Source organism: Duganella sp. BJB476 (assembly GCF_003416895.1).
Lineage (GTDB): Bacteria > Pseudomonadota > Gammaproteobacteria > Burkholderiales > Burkholderiaceae_D > Rugamonas.
Genome location: NZ_QVIO01000003.1, coordinates 189,173 through 206,248, shown reverse-complemented (window position 1 = coordinate 206,248; position 17,076 = coordinate 189,173). Strand labels below are relative to the sequence as shown.

Sequence of the window (17,076 nt, the reverse complement as noted above, 5' to 3'; positions counted from 1 at the left end):
CGATGATGTCAAATTGTATATATTAATAATTATATACGGAGGCCGGAATGAAATTGCTGCCTATCGCCAGTTTGCTCGTTGCCGCATTGCTGGCCGGCCCGGCCGGCGCCGACGAAACCTGCAACTCTCCTTACATGTCCAACCTGATCAAGGGCCAGGAAGACTACGTCCACGTCTGGACGCTGGGCATCCAGGGCATCGGAGACGGCAACGACAAGCTGGTCACCATCGACGTCAATCCGGCCTCGCCCCAATACGGCAAGGTGATCAACAAGCTGTCGGTGCCGGGCCGTGGCGACGCCCACCACGTCGGCTTCACCGAAGACCGCAAATACTTGTGGGCCGGGCGTCTGCAGGACAGCAAGATCTTCGTGTTCGACGTCGGCACCGATCCGGCCCACCCCAAGCTGGTGAAGACCATCAATGACGCGGTCGACAAGAGCGGCTTCGTCGGCCCGCACACCTTCTATGCGCTGCCGGGCCGGATGCTGGTCGGCTTCCTGTCGAACCCGCGCGACATGGGCGGCGCCACCGGCATGGCGGTGTACAACAACAAGGGCGACGTGGTGGCCAGCTATCCCAACCCGACCGGCAAGATCGGCGACGTGCAGGGCGACGGCTATGGCTACGACCTGGCGATCAACCCCGCCCGCAACGCCATGCTGACCTCCAGCTTCACCGGCTACAACAACTACCGCACCGACCTGGGCAAGCTGATCAAGGACCCGGCGGCCATGCAAAAATTCGGCAACACCATGGTGCTGTGGGACTTCAAGGCCATGAAGCCGCTGCAGATCTTCAGCACCCCCGGCGCGCCGCTGGAAGTGCGCTGGTCGCAGGCCAGCGGCGACAACTGGGCGATCACCGCCACCGCGCTGACCTCCAAGCTGTGGCTGGTCAAGCCCGACGCCAGCGGCCGCTGGCAGGCGCGCGACGTCGGACCGATTGGCGATCCGGCCACGACCCCGCTGCCGGTCGACATGTCGATCACGGCCGACGGCAAGGGCTTGTGGGTCAACACCTTCATGGACGGCAAGACCCGCTTGTTTGACCTGAGCAATCCGGAAGCGCCGCGCCAGGTCTATGAAAAGGTCACCGGCAAGCACGTCAACATGATCAGCCAGAGCTGGGACGGCAAGCGCCTGTACGTCACCACCAGCCTGCTGGAACACTGGGACCTGGACAACGACGACCATTTCATCAAGCTCTACCACTGGGACGGCAAGGAGCTGGTCCAGCAATGGAAGATCGATTTCTACAAGGAGAAACTGGGCCGTCCGCACCACATGAAGTTCAGCGCCAAGCCGGCCCCCAATGTGGCGTTGGCGCGCTAACACCTGGCCGTTGTTGCTGGTGCTGCTGTTGAGTGGAACCGATGCGGCGCCGCCCGCCGGCGCGGCGCAACGGCCGTCGCCCGCGCCGTCGCAACTGATCGTGCCGGCGGCCGGCAGCTACAGCCTGCCGGTGATCCAGCCGGGGCCGCGCGGCATGGTGCTCGACAGCGAAGGCCGCGACATGCCGCTGGAACGCTACATCACCGGCCGCGTCACGCTGCTCAACTTCATGTACACCTATTGCAGCGACCCGGTCGGCTGTCCGGCGCTGTTTTCCACTTTGCATGATCTGCGGCTACGCTTGCTGCAGACGCCCGCGCTGGCGCGCCGGGTGCAGTTCGCCAGCATCTCCTTCGATCCGGTCAACGACACGCCGGAAGCCATGCGTAACTACGGCGGCGCGCTGGGACGTCCCGGCCAGCCGTTGCGCTGGCACTTCCTGACCTCGCGCTCGGTCGAGCAGCTGCAACCCATCCTCGACGAACTGGGGCAGAGCACCTCGGTCCAGCTCGATAGTCAGGGCAAGCCTACGCGGCTGTACTACCATCAGGTCAAGCTGTTCCTGCTCGACCCGCAGGGGAGGGTGCGCGAGATCTACAGCCCGGCCTTCCTGCAGCCCGAGCTGATCTACCGCGACATCCAGACCCTGCTGCTGGAAACTCAGTAGGCGTAGCTCACGTAGACCGCGCCGGTGGGGCTGGTCTTGCGCTGGGTGAGCGGGCTGCGCGAGGCGTCGCGCAGCAGGTGGTTGGCGCCCAGCATCGTGGTCACGCTCCATTTCGGGTCGATCTTGTGCTGCCAGCTCAGCATCAGGTTCGCTTCGTACAGGCCGGACTTGGCCTGGTAGGCCTTGAAGTTCGACGTCGTCGCCTGCTTGGCCGTCACGCCGTAGTAGGTCTGCGCGTACTTGCTGTCCGCAAAGCCCGCCGCCGCGCTCAGCGACACCTGGTCGTTGGGGGCGTTGAGCAACTGGGCGGTCACGCCGGTGTGGAAGTTCTTGCCGTTTTCGCGCTGCGACAGCGGAATGTCCGCGCTGACGTTAAGCTCCAGCATGGACAAGGGTTTGTAGCCCAGGCTCAGCATGGCGCTGGCGCTGCCCTTGATGTCGCCCATGCCTTTCAGCTCCGCGCTGCCGGTGTTGCCGAAAGCTCCCTTCTCGTTCTTTTCCTTGCGCTCGCCACGATAGCCCAATGCCGCGCTGTAGCTCAGCGGGCCTTCCTGGCCGCCGTAGCCGACGCCGCGCATGGTGCTGGCGAAGAAGCCGCTGGCGTGGCTGTAGTCCAGCAGGATCAGCGGCGCGACGGTGTTCTGCTTGGAGCCGGAATAGCGCGCGCCGGCCGCAACGCCGCCGCCGAGCAGGAACTGGCTGTCGTCGGCCGCCAGGGCCAAGGAGGGAAGCAACAGGCAAGCCGCTGCGATGGAGATCAGGCGTGGGTTCATGGTTGAGTCCATTCATAAGTAGCGCCGGCGCCACGATGGCCCGGTCAACTGCGTGCAGTATGGAGAGCCGTCATGAAGGCAATCTGAGCCTTTGATGAAGAAAACATGAAGACGACTTCTTTAGCTCATCTTCAGATTCGGATGTTCTAATACCGCCTATGAAAATCCTGTTGATAGAAGACGACCTGGACCTGGGCAACGGCGTGCGCATCGCACTGACGGAGCAGGGCATGGAGGTGGTGTGGGTGCGCACCCTCGACGATGCCCGGCGCAGCCTGGAGCGCGACGGTTGCGACCTGGTGTTGCTCGACCTCGGCCTGCCCGATGGCGACGGCCTGACCCTGCTTGGGCAACTGCGCCGCAACAAGGTGCAGGGCGACAGCAGCGGTAGCCTGCCGGTGCTGATCCTCAGCGCGCGCGATACCTTGGACGACCGCCTGGCCGGCCTGGACGGCGGCGCCGACGATTACCTGGTCAAGCCTTTCGTGCTGGCCGAGCTGCTGTCGCGGGTGCGCGCGCTGGCGCGCCGCAGCTACGGTTACGACGGCGAGACCATCGACGTGCGCGGCCTGGTGCTGCATGCGCCGACCCGGCGCGTCAGCGTGGCCGGCCGCACGGTGGAGTTGACGGCCAGCGAGTATTCGCTGCTCAAGATGCTGATGATGCGCACCGACCGCGTGCTGACCCGGCGCGTGCTGGAAGAGCAAACCCTGCCAGGCAGCCAGACCAACGCCAGCAACACGCTGGACGTCCACATGGCCAACCTGCGGCGCAAGATAGGCGAGGGCTACATCCGCACCGTGCGCGGCATCGGCTATGTTATCGACCAGCAGGCGCCGGGCGGTGCCGCATGAGTTGGCTGCGTTATTGGCTGCAACGCCTGTGGCGCGTGGTCGCCGAGCCGACCCTGGTGCGCCGCTTGATGCTGGTGCAGGTAGTGCTGGTGCTGGTGATGTGGGGCGGCGTGATCGCCATCATCGTCCACAACGGCGGCGACAGCTCCGGCTATCTGAAGTCGACCAGGAACTTCGATGCCGTCATCAGCGTGGCCGACAATCTGGCCAGCCAGCCGGAGCGCCAGCGGCAGAGCCTGAGCATCATCGACAGTGCGCTGCGCGATGATTTCGAGGCCAGCGATCTGGGCGAACTCGGGCCGATCATGCTGGTCTGGCAAGGCGGCCGGCTGGTCTACCGCTCCAAGGGCGCGCCGCCGGACTTGCGCGGTAGCGGCACCGAGGACATGGAGACCCTGTACATCCAGGATAAACGCTATCGCGCGCGTACCGTGCGCTCGTCCACCTCGGATACGCAGGTGATGATGGCGGGGCCGGTCGGCGTCCTGAATGTATTCGTGACGATCAACTCGCGCGGCTACTTCCTGCTGCCCTTGCTGATCAGCTTGCCGCTGCTGCCCTTGCCGGCGTGGTGGTCGATCCGGATCGCGATGCGGCCGTGGCGGCGCGTGGCGCAGGAGGTGGCGGCGCGCGGCCCGCAGGACTTGACGCCGCTGTCGTTCAAGCCGCCGCACCGCGAGCTGGCGGCGATGGTCGACAGCGTCAACGCCTTGCTGCTGCGGGTCAATCAGAGCGCGCTGCGCGAACGCAGCTTCATCGCCGACGCCGCACATGAACTGCGCACGCCGCTGGCGGCCATGCGGGTCAACGCGGAAGCCATGCAGGGACAGGCCAACGGGCCGGTGCAGCGTGAACTGTTGAACGGCATACTCAGCAGCGGCAACCGCGCCGGGCGGCTGGTCGGCCAGTTGTTGCAGCTGATGCGCAGCGACGCCACCGGCAGCGAGCCGCACGCGCGGCTGGCGCTGGATGCCTTGTTGCAGGACAGGCTGGCGGCGTTGTCGGGGCTGGCGTCGCGCGGGGGTGTGGAGTTGGAGTTGGCGGCGGCGGAGCCGGTGTGCGTCATGGGGCAGCGCGAAAGCCTGGTGTCGCTGGTGGACAATCTGGTGGAGAACGCGATCAAGTACAGTCCGCCACATGGGGTGGTGCGGGTCAGTCTGGCCTGTGTTGCCGGGCAGGCGGTGTTGACGGTGGAGGACCAGGGGCCGGGCATCGCGCCGGAACTGCGTACGCGTGTGTTCGACCGCTTTTTCCGCGATCCGCATCAGACCAAGAGCGGCAGCGGACTGGGGCTGGCGATCGCGGCCTCGGTGGCTGCCAGCCACGGCGGGACCATCGAGCTGAGCGATGCCCAGGGCGGCGGCTTGCTGGCACAGGTCCAGCTGCCGCTCTGTGGGGGGCAAGTCTGACATTCGGACACGAGCTCTACCGCTGTTGCGGTAGAGCTCGTGTCCGAATGTCAGACTTGACCCCCGGCTTTCAGGCGAGGGCGGCGCGGCCCAGTGCCGGATCGTCGGTGAAGAACCCATCCATGCCGGTGGCGATGTAGCGCTTGATTTCGGCGATCGAGCCGGCCTCGTTGCGCGCGGCGTCGCCGGCGTTGTTGCGGAAGTCCGCCGCCAGGAAATGGTTCTCCGGACGGAAGGTCCACGGCTCTACCCGCAAGCCCGCCTTGTGCGCATCGTCCACCAGCGAGCTAGGCTGATCCAGGCTGCCATCCTTCTTCAGTGGAATCAGCGAGCGCGTCGGCGGCGCCACCACGTCGGCGTACTGGGCGATGTCGCGCAGGCCGGCCGGCGTGCACATCTGCGCGAAGGTCAGCGTGCCGCCGGCCTTGGCCACGTCCATCGGCCGCACGTTCTCGCCGATCACCAACTGCATCAGGCGCAGATTGGCGCGCTGGCCCAGCTTGCCGCGCATGTACTTCAGGTTGGCCACTTCGAACGACTGGATCTCGACCGGATTGCGGCGCGTGTAATCGTGCGCGGCAAGAATGGACAGGAAGCGGTCCTCCAGCGGCAGGCCGACGCTGGCGAAGTAAGTCGAATGCTTCAGCTCCGGCACCAGGCCGATGATGCGGCCGCGCGCCGCCGCTTCCGCCGCGGTGAAGTCGATGATCTCTTCAAACGTCAGCACCTGGAACATGCCGTTGTACTGCACGCTGCCGGGACGGAATTGCGGCAGGCGTTCCACCGCGCGCAGCGTCTTCAATTCGGCCAGCGTGAAGTCGTCGACGAACCAGCCTTCGTGGGTTTCGCCGTCGATGGTCTTGCGGGTCTTGCGGCTCGCAAATTCGGGATGGCTGGCGACGTCGGTGGTTTCGCTGAGGAAGGCTTCATGGCGCGCGACCAGCACGCCGTCCTTGGTGCTGCACAGGTCCGGCTCGATATAGTCGGCGCCGTCGGCGATGGCCTTGGCGTAGGAGCCCAGCGTGTGCTCGGGACGCAGCGCGCTGGCGCCGCGGTGGCCGAACACCAGCGGGGTCTTCGGACCCGCACCAACCGGGCCGATGCCCGGCATGCCGGACAGGTCCGGCGTGGCCGCCGCCAGCACCGAGCCCGGCAGGATCAGCGTAGCGCCGGCAGTCACCGCCGCCGCTTGAATGAAACCGCGCCGCGACAGGCGCTTGGGCAAATAAAGATTGTTCATCAGAAGTCAGCCATCAAAGTCAGGAAGCCCTGGCGTGGAGCGATCGGGAAGGTATTGTAAGTGCCGCTGGCCGCGCCGACCACCACATTCAGGCTGCCTTCGCGATTGGCCAGGTTGCTGACGTTCAAACGATAGCGCGCGTTCTTCACCCAGCTGTTATTCAGGAAGGGCAGCTTGCCCGATACGCCCAGGCTCATCAGGAAGTAGCTCGGCACGTCCAGGTCGTTGGTGTAGGTGGCGTAGCGCTTGCCGACATAGTCGCCGATCAGCTGGAACTCGGTGTCGGCCACGGTGGCGGTGGCGACGAATTTGTTCATCCACTCCGGGCTGCCCGGCACGGCCTTGCCGGCGGTCGGCACTACGTCCTTGCCGTTGTTGTAGTTGTCCGAGTAGGTCGAACGGTTGAACGACAGCGCATCGTAGAACGAGAACATGCGGCCGAAGTGCAGCGTGCCGGAGATGTCGATACCGTCGGTCTTGACGCTGCCGACGTTGGCCAGCACCGGATTGCCGCCGATGATGGAGGTGATCACCGGCGTCGGGCTGATGGTCAGCAGGCGGTCCTTGAAGTCCACGTGGTACAGGTTGACCTGGCCGTCGATGGCCTTCAGCGGGCCGAGGTCCAGCTGGTGGCTGGTGCGCATGCCCAGTTCGTAGGTGATCGAGGTTTCAGGCTTGGCGCTGCTCTTGAACAGGTCGAACGCAGCCTGGCTCGCCAGGCTCCACGGCGAAGCACCGCCGCCGCCATAGGTGACGAACTGGCGCATGTTCTTCTGCACGTTGACGAACATCTGGTCTTGCGGCGTGATGTCCCAGCGCGCGCCGACCTGCGGCAGGAACCATTTCTTGGTGATGATCTCGCCCACCGGCAAGGCCAGCGAACCGTTGGCGATCGCGCCCTTGGCCGGCTGTACCGGGAACTGGCCGTCGGCAAATTGCAGGCTGGACTTGAAGCCCGCCTGCAGCGCCAGGTCGTCGCGCACGCGCCATTCGTCCTGCACGTGGACCTGGGCGACCTTGTTGTCGATCTCGCTGCCGTACTGCGTGATCAGCGGATTGCTCGGGCGGTCGTATGGCGAGCTGGGGTTGTTCACGTCCAGCGCGTACCAGCGGCGGTAGGCCGACGAGCGGTTATGTTCCAGCCACAGGCCGCCTTGCAGCTTGTGGTTGCCGAATTCGCTGGTCAGGGTCGACAGCCAGCCGTTGCGGTTGATCGCGTATTCGGTGGTGCGGGTGGCGTAGCCGGAGTTGCCGAACACCTGCTTCAGGTTCTGGCCGGGGAAGTAGACCGCGAACAGGCCAGGCAGGCCGGCTACGCCGATCGGACCGGCCACCACGCCGACGCCGTCGTCGTTGTGGTAGTAGACCTGGTTGGACCAGGTGGTCGATTCGCCGAGGTTCATGTCGTACTTGGCGTAGGTCAGGTAGTCCTTGCGTTGGGCGTCGCTGTAGTAGTTGCGGTAGTTGTTGCCTTCTGCCGCGGGCGTGGCGCCGGTCGGCGACAGGTAGGCCAGCGCGGTCTGGAAGTTCGGGTACATGAACGGACGGGTGTAGGGCTGGTACTTTTCGGTGGCCGAGCGCACGGTGGCGTCTTCGTTCGGCTCGATCTTGTCCGAATAGTTGAAGTACAGGGTCAGCTTGCCGGCGTTGCTTTGGTTGATGTACTTGGCGTTGACCTGGTCGCCGCCCTGGCGGCCGTTGAAGTCCCAGGCCTTCTGCTCGTGGTGGACGGCCGAGATGTAGGCGCTGTTGCCGTTGCCGAAGTCGCCGGTGTCGTAGCGCAGGAAGGTGCGCGAGGTGTTGTAGCTGCCGACGGTCTGCTGCACGGCCAGGTTGCGGCTGCGCTGCGGATCGCTGGAGAAGGTCTCGATGGTGCCGCCCAGGTTGCTGGTCGAGGCGGTCGACAGGTCGCCGGCGCCGGACGACAGGATCACGCTGCCGACGTTCTCGCTGATGACGGCGCGCTGCGGCGACAGGCCGTTGTAGTTGCCGTACTGCTGGTCGCCCAGCGGCACGCCGTCCATGGTGTAGCCCAGTTGCGGGCCGCTGAAGCCGTGCACGAACAGCGACAGGTTCTGCTCGTTGTTGCCCCATGGGTCGGCGGTCTGGAAGCTCACGCCTGGCAAGGTTTCCAAGGCTTTCAAAGGATTAATCCCCGGCAGGATTTTCTGCATGTCTCCCTTGGTCAGCGCGACCGAGGAGCGGGTTTTGCGGGTGGCGATTTCAATCGTGGCGACCGGTGCGGCGGCGGCCGCTTCGGCTTCCGTAGCGTGGCCTTGCGCGGCGGCTGCGGGCGCATCGGCGGCCATGTCGGCCACGGCGGCGGCGACGTTGGCGGCCATCGCCAGCATGGGGAAGCTCAGCGCGGCGAAGCACACTGCGGATAATTTCTTGTTCATGATTTGCCTTGGAGATGGAGGAAATGGAAACTTTGCGCATGATAGGCACCGAGTGTTACCGGGTGATGACGCCGGTGCGATACACTGCAGGCTGGAAATAACGAGAGGATCGCGATGCGCAAACTTTTGATGCTGGCGTTGGCGGGGCTGGTAGCCCAGCTGGCCGGCTGCTACACGGTGAACCAGGCGGCGCTGGGCAACTTCGTCACGCAGACGGTGCAGCCGGGCATGCCGCTGGACCAGGCGCTGGTGCGCATGCGGGCCGAAGGATTTAACTGCAATACCAGTACCGCAGGCTCAGTGACGATCTGCACCCGCGACCAGCCGCGCCTGCTGCGCGGTTCCTGCCTGGAGCGGGTCGACCTGATGCGCAGCGCCACCTCCACACAGACGCTGGGCGCGATCGATGTGATGGAAGTCCGTTGCGCCAAGTTCTGAAAAGGCAGGCATGAAAAAATATACTTTGTTGGTATTGGCCGCGCTGTGGGTATCGTCCGCATCGGCTGAAGAATTGCGCATCAATCGCTTCGACTTGGACAGCCTTCATCTGGACGGTAGCCAATGTGACTTCACCGAAAAAGGTAACGGGACGGTCCTGGCCAGTGACTGGCTGACGAAGTTTTGGATGAAGGTTGACGGCAAGATGGTGCAGTTCACCGGTGCTGGATCGAACGCGGATTTTGAAAGGCAATTAAAAACCAAACGCTGGAAAGAGACCTTTCAGGCTGGCGGTATCACTGTGGCGCTGGATCTGGCAGAGACCGGGCGCGGCGACGACGCTGCTGAATTTCGCGGGTTTGTCGACATCAAGCGCGGCTCGTTAGTGAAACGTATCAAAGTCACGGTCGACTGCGGCGCCTGATAGACCGTTAAATGAAGAGAATTTTTTTCGACCTTGCCCTGTCATTTGTGTTTCCGGTTCTATTATGGCTCGCCTATCTGCACCCTGCGACAGGGCGTAAATGGGATACGCCGATGTATGGCGGCATGGCCGTTGTGGCTGCTGTTGCTATTTCGCTGGCCGGACTATGGCGGATGACTCGCGGCTGGCCGTTGTCGGGGCGGATTGTATTTGCCGTGGCCAGCCTGCTGTTCTTATTCGGGATATTGGCACTGCTCGCGTCGGGCGCCATGCTGGCCGTCGCCACGACGATGCCATAATGAATCTTATGCACGATATGAGCGCCGTCAGTCTCGACGGCATATTGCTCGGACTAAAAAAGTGAACCTGCATGTTTGAATTGTCTGAAATTGTCTGTCCTTATTTTAAAGAGGCAGGATGGAAACCCGAATGGGACGATCCGATGCCATTGCAAACCCTGCAAGACAGGGCAATGGTTTTGTTGCGCCAGTTCGGTGGCTTACGTGTTGGCAGTGAGGGACCAGGCATTGAAGGAGGCAGGGGCGATGTTTGCTTCTATACGCAATTGAGGCCGGCAACCAAGCAATTGTTGGCCCCCTGGATGGCGCAGACCGGTGAGGTTGAGGCGATAGCAACAGCTCATGGCGATCACATCATCGTTTATACCGGCACCCAAAATTTTTACGCCTATACCGACCCGGACGAACAACTGTACGACCTTGGTCCGGATTTTTCGTCGGCGATGGAGAAACTGTTACTGGGGTTGAGCTACGGTTTTCCCTTGGTGGGAACACCGGCATGAAATACATAGACGTTCAGTGGCTGCACGAAAATAGTGAAGACCCGGTTCGATTGTTGTCGGAGCTGGACCAAGACGACTACGAAACGAGAAAGCTGGAATTTTTTAGCGATGGCTGTATTGGCTTCGCCTGCGCATCGGCAGCTTCGCTTGGGGTTGAACTCGGTTCGGCCCCCGTGCCGCCGCTTGGTGTTATCAACGCCAGCGAGGAGTTTAATGGAGTGGAGATAGCCCCGGCGGATTTCGAGGCAATCTGGTCGCGCGTCGCGCCGCGGTCGCCATCTGATCCAGAATAAAAAACCGCGCCGGACGTGAACGTCGGGCGCGGTTTTTTTTTGAGTGCTTGCGGTTTAGTGTTTCACTTCACCAGCCGGTATCAGCGCTTCCACCGGAGCGTCGGTGGCGAACAGCTGGGCGCAGTCGACCTTGTCGTAGTCGTAGTGCTGGCCGCAGAAATCGCAGTTAACGCCGACGTGGCCCAGCTCTTCCAGCACGCTGTCGACTTCCGGACGGCCCAGCATCTTCAGCATGTTGCCGACCTTCTCGCGGGTGCAGGTGCAGTGGAAGGACGGATGCAGCGGGTCGAACACGCGGATCGTCTCTTCCCAGAACAGGCGCTGCATCAGCACGTCGATGGTGGTCGACAGTATCTCTTCCTGCTTCAAGGTCGAGCCCAGGATCACCGCGCGATTCCAGGTCTCCAGCGCTTCGTCTTCGGTCAGCGGCGTCGTCTCGACGGCGGTCGTGCCGCCGTGGTAAGGCAGCTTTTGCAGCAGCAGGCCGCGCGAGACGTTGTCGTCCGCCGCCAGCCACAGCTTGGTGTCCAGCTGTTCCGAACGCAGCATGTAGTTTTCAATGACGGTGCTGACATCGTCGCCGTCCAGCGGCACGATGCCCTGGTACGGTTGCTGGCCCGGCATCTTGTCGGCCGGGTCGAGCGTGATGACGAAGCGGCCTTTGCCGCTCGCGTTCAGCAGCGACGGCAAGGTGGCGTCGTCGGCGATCACCGCGTCGGAAGCGAGCTTGGCGGTGGCGCGCAGATGCAGCTCGGCGTCGCACTCGACCACCAGCAAGTTCACCGGACCATCGCCGTGGATCTGCATGATGATGGTGCCGTTGAACTTCAGGTTGGCCGACAGCAGCGCGGCGGCGGCCACCATTTCGCCCAGCAGTTTCTTGACCGGGGCAGGGTAGGCGTGGCGCGACAGCACTTCGCGCCAGGTGGCGGAAATGTCGATGAACTCGCCACGCACGGAGGCGTTGTCGAAGATGAATTTTTGCAGGGTATCCTGGCCGATGATGGGGGTGATGCTCATTTTTTATCCAATCTTTTTGAGTTGCGTCTTGAACAGTTGGCCGCGTTTGACGTAGCTGTCGGCGCTGGCGAGCAGGCGCGCGGCGTCTTCGTCGGTCAGCGTGCGCACGGCCTTGGCCGGCGAGCCGATAATCAGCGAGTTGTCCGGGAATTCCTTGCCTTCGGTGACCAGCGCGCCGGCGCCGACCAGGCAGCCCTTGCCGATCCTGGCGCCGTTGAGGATCACGGCCTGGATGCCGATCAGGGCGCCGTCGCCGATGGTGCAGCCGTGCAGCATGGCCTGGTGGCCGATGGTGACGTTCTTGCCCACCGTGAGCGGGTAGCCCATGTCGGTATGCATGACGGTGCCTTCCTGTACATTGCTGTTTTCGCCGATGGTGATGCGTTCGTTATCGCCGCGCAGCGTCGCACCGAACCACACCGACGTGTTGGCGTGCAGGCTGACTTTGCCGATCACTGTGGCAGTGTCGGCAACAAATGACGATGCATCGATCTCGGGCGCATGTTCGCCCAGTTGATATATAGACATTGGAAACCTTACTTAGTTGAGCTGAAAGTGCTGAATTCAGCGCTGATGAGCGGTGGGATGGTGCTATTTTACGCTTGAGCGGCTATCGAACGGTCGTGCTATTATTTTACTTCATCGCCAGCAAGCAACTGATATTGCGCCGGCCTACGCATTTTCAAGGACCATCATGACCTTCACTTCGTCCCGTTCCGAATTCCTGACCATCCGCGGCCTGCGCTGCCACCTGCGCCACTGGGGCCGGGAAGGCGCGCCCAAGATCTTCATGCTGCACGGCTGGATGGACGTGGGCGCCTCGTTCCAGTTCGTGGTCGACGCCTTGCAGGGCGACTGGCACGTGATCGCGCCGGACTGGCGCGGCTTCGGCCTGTCGCAGCGCTGCGGCACCGATACTTACTGGTTCCCCGACTACCTGGCCGACCTGGACGCCATCCTGCGCCATTACTCGCCGGATGAGGCGGTCAACTTGCTGGGGCATAGCATGGGCGGTAATGTGGTCGGCATCTACGCCGGCGCGCGGCCGGAGCGCATCCGCAAGCTGATCAACCTGGAGGGCGGCGGCCTGCGTTCCAGCAAGCCGGAGCAGGCTCCGGGCCGCTACGCCAAGTGGATGGATGCGGTGCTGGAACAGCCGGAAATGCGCAATTATCCGTCGCAGGCCGCCGTCGCCGCGCGCCTGCAAAAGACCAATCCGCGCCTCGGCGACGAGCGCGCCGCCTTCCTGGCGCAGCACTGGTCGGCGCAGAACGATGCGGGCGAATGGGAAATCCTCGGCGATCCGGCGCACAAGCAGCCGGGGCCGTTGCCGTACCACGTTGAAGACATCATGGCTTGCTGGAGCGCCATCACCGCGCCGACGCTGTGGGTGGAAGCCGAACAGACCAATATGTGGACCTGGATGGGCGGCGAGCAGGAAGGGCGTGCCGAACTGGAGCGCCGCCTCGGCCATTTGCGCGACGTTGAGTGCAAAGTGCTGGCCGATGCAGGCCATATGCTGCACCACGACCAGCCGGAGGAACTGGCGCACCTGATCGAGGCCTTCCTGGCGCGCTGACAGGAATCGCTTGCAAAGGCTTTGCTTATTTGGCATGATTAAACCCATGACCTCATATCCGACCATCTTGCCAACCCGCCGCCACGTCGTTTCCGACGCTGGTGCTGTCGCGTTCGCCGGTCGGAGCCTGTTCGCCGTCTCCATTATTCGAATTATTCAGGGTCGCTGAGCTGCGGCTGCGCCGGTGCTCGGCGCCCCCAGCCCCTCACGCGGCTGAGCCGCATTCCCTCGAATATTCTATGGAGCTGCACCATGACCCAACTCTATCCCTCGCTGGCCGAGATCCGCGCTACCGCCCATCGCCTGCAAGGCAAAATCCTTGAAACGCCCGTGTGGCGCTGGCAGACCGGCGTCGTCGAGCAGCAGTTTGCCGGCGGCGAAGTCTGGCTCAAGCTGGAACTGTTTCAAAAGACCGGCACCTTCAAGCTGCGCGGCGCCCTCAACTGCATCGCCGCACTGGATGAGGCGGCGCGGCAACGTGGCATCGTCGCCGTCAGCGCCGGCAATCATGCGATCGCCGCTGCCTATGCCGCCAGGCTGGCGGGGTGCGGCGCCAAGGTGGTGATGCCGCAGCACGCCAGCCCGGCCCGCATCGCAGCTTGCCGCGACTTGGGCGCAGAAGTGCTGCTGATGCCCGACGTACACCAGGCCTTTGCGCGCGGGCGCGAGATCGAACGCGACGAGGCGCGCACCATGCTGCATCCCTACGAGGGGCCGCTGACGGCGCAAGGCACGGCGACGGTTGGCCTGGAGCTGATGGCGCAAGTGCCTCACCTCGACGCGGTGGTGGTGCCGGTGGGCGGCGGCGGCCTGTGTGCCGGCATCGCCGCCGCCGTCAAGCAGATCAATCCGGCCTGCGCGGTGTATGGCGTGGAGCCCTACGGCGCCGACGCGCTGTACCGCAGCTTCGCATCCGGCCAGCCGGAAGCGCTGGAACGGGTCGACACCGTGGCCGACAGCCTGGGCGCGCCGTATGCGATGGCCTACAGTTTTGGCGTCTGCCGGCGCTTCGTCGATGAGGTGGTGCGGGTGACCGACGACGAGATCTGCCTGGCCATGCTGCATCTGTTCCGCGATGCCAAGCTGGTGGCGGAACCGGCCGCTGCGGTGGCGACGGCCGCCCTGTTCGGACCGCTGCGCGAGCGGCTGGCGGGCAAGCGCGTGGCGCTGCTGGTGTGCGGCTCCAACATCGATCCGGTGCGCTTTGCCGAACTGCTGGCGCGTGGCGCGCGGGTCCGTAGCACCGGCCTTGATCTGGCGATGGATGGCTTTTGCGCAGGCAGCGTACAATGATCACTTCATTGCCGTAACTATAGAGCCATATGTTGAAAGTCGATCTGCATTGCCATTCCAACGTTTCCGACGGCGTCCTCGCGCCGGCCGCCGTGGCGCAACACGCGCGCAAGGCGGGGGTGGACGTGTGGGCGCTGACCGACCATGACGAAGTGGGCGGCATTCCCGCCGCCCGCGTCGCCGCGCAGGAGCAGGGCATGCGCTTCGTGACCGGGGTGGAGATTTCGATTACCTGGGCCAACGAAACGGTGCACATCGTCGGCTTGCAGATCGATGAAAACAATGCCGGGCTGGTCAACGGCCTGGCCCGCACCCGCTCCGGCCGCGACAACCGCGGCCGCGAGATCGCCAACCAGCTGGCCAAGGTCGGCATCATGGGCGCCTATGAAGGCGCGCTGAAATATGTCGGCAATCCGGACCTGATGTCGCGCACGCATTTTGCCCGCTACTTGGTGGAAATCGGCGCCTGCGCCAATATTCCCGACGTGTTCAAGAAGTACCTGTCCGAAGGCAAACCGGGCTACGTGCCGCATTGCTGGGCCACCTTGGCCGATTCGGTCAACTGGATACGCGGCGCCGGCGGCGTGGCCGTGATCGCCCATCCGGGCCGCTACAAGTTCAGCCAGCTGGCCCAGGGGCAACTGTTCGACGAGTTCAAGCAGCTGGGCGGCACGGCGATCGAGGTGGTCACCGGCAGCCACACGCCGGAGCAGTATGCGGTCTACGCGCAGCTGGCCAACAGCTACGGCTTCCTGGCCTCGCGCGGCACCGATTTCCATGCGCCGGGTGAATCCCGCGTCGATTTTGCGCTGTTGCCGCCACTGCCGGCCAGCGTCACCCCGGTCTGGCACGACTGGTTCTAAGGCGGTAGATTACCGCGCCGATTACCGGCGCGATGTAATAGCTTGTATCTTGAATTTGCGTTCGCTCGGTCATACCTTACTATTTGGGCAAATTTTGTCCGTATCGGAGACCTCCAATGAAACGCATCATCCTGTTTATCGCCACCAACCTCGCCGTGATGCTGGTGTTGTCCATCGTCCTGTCGTTGCTGGGTATCGGCCGTCCGGGATCGGGCAACACGCTGCAACTGGGCAGCTTGCTGGCGTTTTCGCTGGTGGTCGGCTTTACCGGCGCGATCTTTTCGCTGCTGATCAGCAAACCGATGGCCAAGTGGTCGACCGGCGCCCGCGTGATCGCCACGCCGTCCTCGTCGACTGAGCTGTGGCTGGTCAACACTGTCAAGGCGTTGTCCGAGCGCGCCGGCATCGGCATGCCGGAAGTGGCGGTCTACGACGGCGAACCGAACGCTTTCGCTACCGGCGCGTTCAAGAATTCGGCGCTGGTGGCCGTCTCCACCGGCCTGCTGGAAAACATGAATCGCGACGAAGTGGAAGCCGTGCTGGGGCACGAAGTCGCCCACATCGCCAACGGCGACATGGTGACCATGACCCTGATCCAGGGCGTGGTGAACACCTTCGTGGTATTCCTGGCGCGCGTGGTCGGCTTCTTCGTCGACAACATGCTGCTGAAAAATAACGACAACGAACGTCGTGGCCCCGGCATCGGCTACATGGTGACTGTGTTCGTCTGCGAAATCATCTTCGGCCTGGCCGCATCGTTGATCGTGGCCTGGTTCTCGCGCCAGCGCGAATTCCGCGCCGACGCCGGTTCCGCCAAGTTGCTGGGTAGCAGCGTGCCGATGCAGCACGCGCTGGCGCGCCTGAACGGCATGGAGCCGGGCGCCTTGCCGCAGTCGATCGCGGCGGCCGGCATCACGGCCGGTAGTGGCTGGACGGCATTGTTTTCGACCCATCCGCCGTTTGAGCAACGTATTGCCGCCTTGCGTAGCGTACAATCTTAACCGTTAATAACAGCGGCCGGCAGCTTGCCCCGGCAGCGGCCATATGAGTCAATTTTTTCAGGTCCACCCCGTCAATCCGCAGCCGCGCCTGATCAAGCAGGCGGCGCAGATTGTGCACGACGGCGGCATCGTCGCCGTGCCGACGGATTCCTGTTACGCGCTGGTTTGCCATCTGGACGATAAGGCCGCCGTCGAGCGGCTGCGGCGCATCCGTGGCATCGACGAGAAACACCACCTGACCCTGCTGTGCCGCGACTTGAGCGAGATCGGCGTCTACGCACGAGTCGATAACCGCCAGTTCCGCCTGCTGAAGGCGGCCACGCCGGGGCCGTTCACCTTCATCCTGGAAGCGACCAAGTGCGTGCCGCGCCGGCTCAGCCATCCATCGCGCAAGACCATCGGCCTGCGGGTGCCGGAAGACGCCATCGTCCATGCGCTGCTGGAAGAATTGCAACAACCGCTGCTGGGCACGACCCTGATCATGCCGGGCGAGGACGATGCGCTGAACGACGCCGACACCATCTGCGAGCGGCTCGGCAAGCAGATCGAGCTGATCATCGACGGCGGCGCTTGTAGCCTGGAGCCGACCACGGTGATCGACCTCAGCGGGCCAGGCGCCGAGCTGGTGCGCCAGGGCAGGGGCGATGCGGCCATGTTCGGCCTGTAAGCCTGGCCTAAGCCTGGACT

19 protein-coding genes are annotated in these 17,076 nt (G+C 63.6%); 14 read left to right on the top strand and 5 right to left on the bottom strand.

Translation table 11 applies throughout. The features are described from left to right. Nucleotides 1-47: 47 nt before the first annotated feature. On the top strand, nucleotides 48-1,334 hold the full coding sequence (locus D0T21_RS14270; RefSeq protein WP_116990265.1) for a selenium-binding protein SBP56-related protein: 1,287 nt from the start codon (nucleotides 48-50) through the stop codon (nucleotides 1,332-1,334). After that, nucleotides 1,315-2,001, top strand: coding sequence for an SCO family protein (locus tag D0T21_RS14265; protein WP_116990263.1), 687 nt, complete (start codon nucleotides 1,315-1,317; stop codon nucleotides 1,999-2,001). Before D0T21_RS14270 ends, D0T21_RS14265 begins: the two co-directional genes overlap by 20 nt. On the opposite strand, the gene D0T21_RS14260 is transcribed toward D0T21_RS14265, so the two are convergent. Beyond that, nucleotides 1,995-2,774 (bottom strand): MipA/OmpV family protein, encoded by a 780-nt coding sequence (locus tag D0T21_RS14260; protein ID WP_158568011.1) that lies wholly within the window; start codon nucleotides 2,772-2,774, stop codon nucleotides 1,995-1,997. The genes D0T21_RS14265 and D0T21_RS14260 overlap by 7 nt on opposite strands. 158 nt (nucleotides 2,775-2,932) lie before the next feature. Between D0T21_RS14260 and D0T21_RS14255 the strand changes: the two genes are divergently transcribed. Both D0T21_RS14255 and D0T21_RS14250 read left to right on the top strand, forming a co-directional pair. Continuing rightward, complete coding sequence (locus D0T21_RS14255) at nucleotides 2,933-3,628, top strand: response regulator (RefSeq protein ID WP_116990259.1); 696 nt, start codon at nucleotides 2,933-2,935, stop codon at nucleotides 3,626-3,628. Next, nucleotides 3,625-5,037, top strand: a complete 1,413-nt coding sequence (locus D0T21_RS14250) for a HAMP domain-containing sensor histidine kinase (protein ID WP_116990258.1) — start codon at nucleotides 3,625-3,627, stop codon at nucleotides 5,035-5,037. The genes D0T21_RS14255 and D0T21_RS14250 overlap by 4 nt, the downstream gene beginning before the upstream one ends. A 70-nt stretch (nucleotides 5,038-5,107) precedes the next feature. On the opposite strand, the gene D0T21_RS14245 is transcribed toward D0T21_RS14250, so the two are convergent. Beyond that, a complete protein-coding gene (locus tag D0T21_RS14245) occupies nucleotides 5,108-6,148 on the bottom strand; it encodes a glycerophosphodiester phosphodiesterase (RefSeq protein WP_373886675.1) in 1,041 nt (346 codons plus the stop codon). Nucleotides 6,149-6,276: 128 nt separating this feature from the next. Then, entirely contained in the window at nucleotides 6,277-8,676 is a 2,400-nt protein-coding gene (locus D0T21_RS14240) for a TonB-dependent receptor (RefSeq protein ID WP_116990255.1), read from the bottom strand. 114 nt (nucleotides 8,677-8,790) lie between these two features. Here D0T21_RS14240 and D0T21_RS14235 point away from each other — a divergent pair, with 114 nt between their 5' ends. The 5 genes from D0T21_RS14235 to D0T21_RS14215 all read left to right on the top strand — a co-directional run bounded on the left by D0T21_RS14235 (nucleotide 8,791) and on the right by D0T21_RS14215 (nucleotide 10,633). After that, nucleotides 8,791-9,114 carry a hypothetical protein gene (locus D0T21_RS14235; RefSeq protein ID WP_116990253.1) on the top strand — a complete coding sequence of 108 codons (324 nt, stop codon included), beginning with the start codon at nucleotides 8,791-8,793 and terminating at the stop codon, nucleotides 9,112-9,114. Nucleotides 9,115-9,124: 10 nt separating this feature from the next. Next, nucleotides 9,125-9,538, top strand: a complete 414-nt coding sequence (locus D0T21_RS14230) for a hypothetical protein (RefSeq protein WP_116990252.1) — start codon at nucleotides 9,125-9,127, stop codon at nucleotides 9,536-9,538. Nucleotides 9,539-9,549: 11 nt separating this feature from the next. Then, nucleotides 9,550-9,837, top strand: coding sequence for a hypothetical protein (locus tag D0T21_RS14225; RefSeq protein ID WP_116990250.1), 288 nt, complete (start codon nucleotides 9,550-9,552; stop codon nucleotides 9,835-9,837). Between the two features lie 71 nt (nucleotides 9,838-9,908). Further along, nucleotides 9,909-10,340 (top strand): SUKH-3 domain-containing protein, encoded by a 432-nt coding sequence (locus D0T21_RS14220; protein WP_147328105.1) that lies wholly within the window; start codon nucleotides 9,909-9,911, stop codon nucleotides 10,338-10,340. After that, a complete protein-coding gene (locus D0T21_RS14215; RefSeq protein ID WP_116990248.1) occupies nucleotides 10,337-10,633 on the top strand; it encodes a hypothetical protein in 297 nt (98 codons plus the stop codon). Before D0T21_RS14220 ends, D0T21_RS14215 begins: the two co-directional genes overlap by 4 nt. 54 nt (nucleotides 10,634-10,687) lie before the next feature. Here D0T21_RS14215 and hslO read toward each other — a convergent pair whose 3' ends face one another. Then, a complete protein-coding gene (gene hslO, locus D0T21_RS14210; RefSeq protein WP_116990246.1) occupies nucleotides 10,688-11,653 on the bottom strand; it encodes an Hsp33 family molecular chaperone HslO in 966 nt (321 codons plus the stop codon). A gap of 3 nt (nucleotides 11,654-11,656) precedes the next feature. Beyond that, a complete protein-coding gene (locus D0T21_RS14205; protein WP_116990244.1) occupies nucleotides 11,657-12,181 on the bottom strand; it encodes a gamma carbonic anhydrase family protein in 525 nt (174 codons plus the stop codon). 166 nt (nucleotides 12,182-12,347) lie between these two features. Between D0T21_RS14205 and D0T21_RS14200 the strand changes: the two genes are divergently transcribed. The 5 genes from D0T21_RS14200 (at nucleotide 12,348) to D0T21_RS14180 (ending at nucleotide 17,056) form a co-directional block, all read left to right on the top strand. Next, complete coding sequence (locus D0T21_RS14200) at nucleotides 12,348-13,232, top strand: alpha/beta fold hydrolase (RefSeq protein WP_116990242.1); 885 nt, start codon at nucleotides 12,348-12,350, stop codon at nucleotides 13,230-13,232. A 252-nt stretch (nucleotides 13,233-13,484) separates the two neighbouring features. Then, a complete protein-coding gene (locus D0T21_RS14195) occupies nucleotides 13,485-14,525 on the top strand; it encodes a threonine/serine dehydratase (RefSeq protein WP_116990240.1) in 1,041 nt (346 codons plus the stop codon). A 29-nt stretch (nucleotides 14,526-14,554) separates the two neighbouring features. Further along, nucleotides 14,555-15,388, top strand: coding sequence for a 3',5'-nucleoside bisphosphate phosphatase (locus D0T21_RS14190; RefSeq protein ID WP_116990239.1), 834 nt, complete (start codon nucleotides 14,555-14,557; stop codon nucleotides 15,386-15,388). 116 nt (nucleotides 15,389-15,504) lie between these two features. Then, a complete protein-coding gene (gene htpX / locus D0T21_RS14185; protein ID WP_116990238.1) occupies nucleotides 15,505-16,389 on the top strand; it encodes a protease HtpX in 885 nt (294 codons plus the stop codon). 43 nt (nucleotides 16,390-16,432) lie between these two features. Continuing rightward, on the top strand, nucleotides 16,433-17,056 hold the full coding sequence (locus D0T21_RS14180) for an L-threonylcarbamoyladenylate synthase (protein WP_116990236.1): 624 nt from the start codon (nucleotides 16,433-16,435) through the stop codon (nucleotides 17,054-17,056). Nucleotides 17,057-17,076 lie beyond the last annotated feature (20 nt).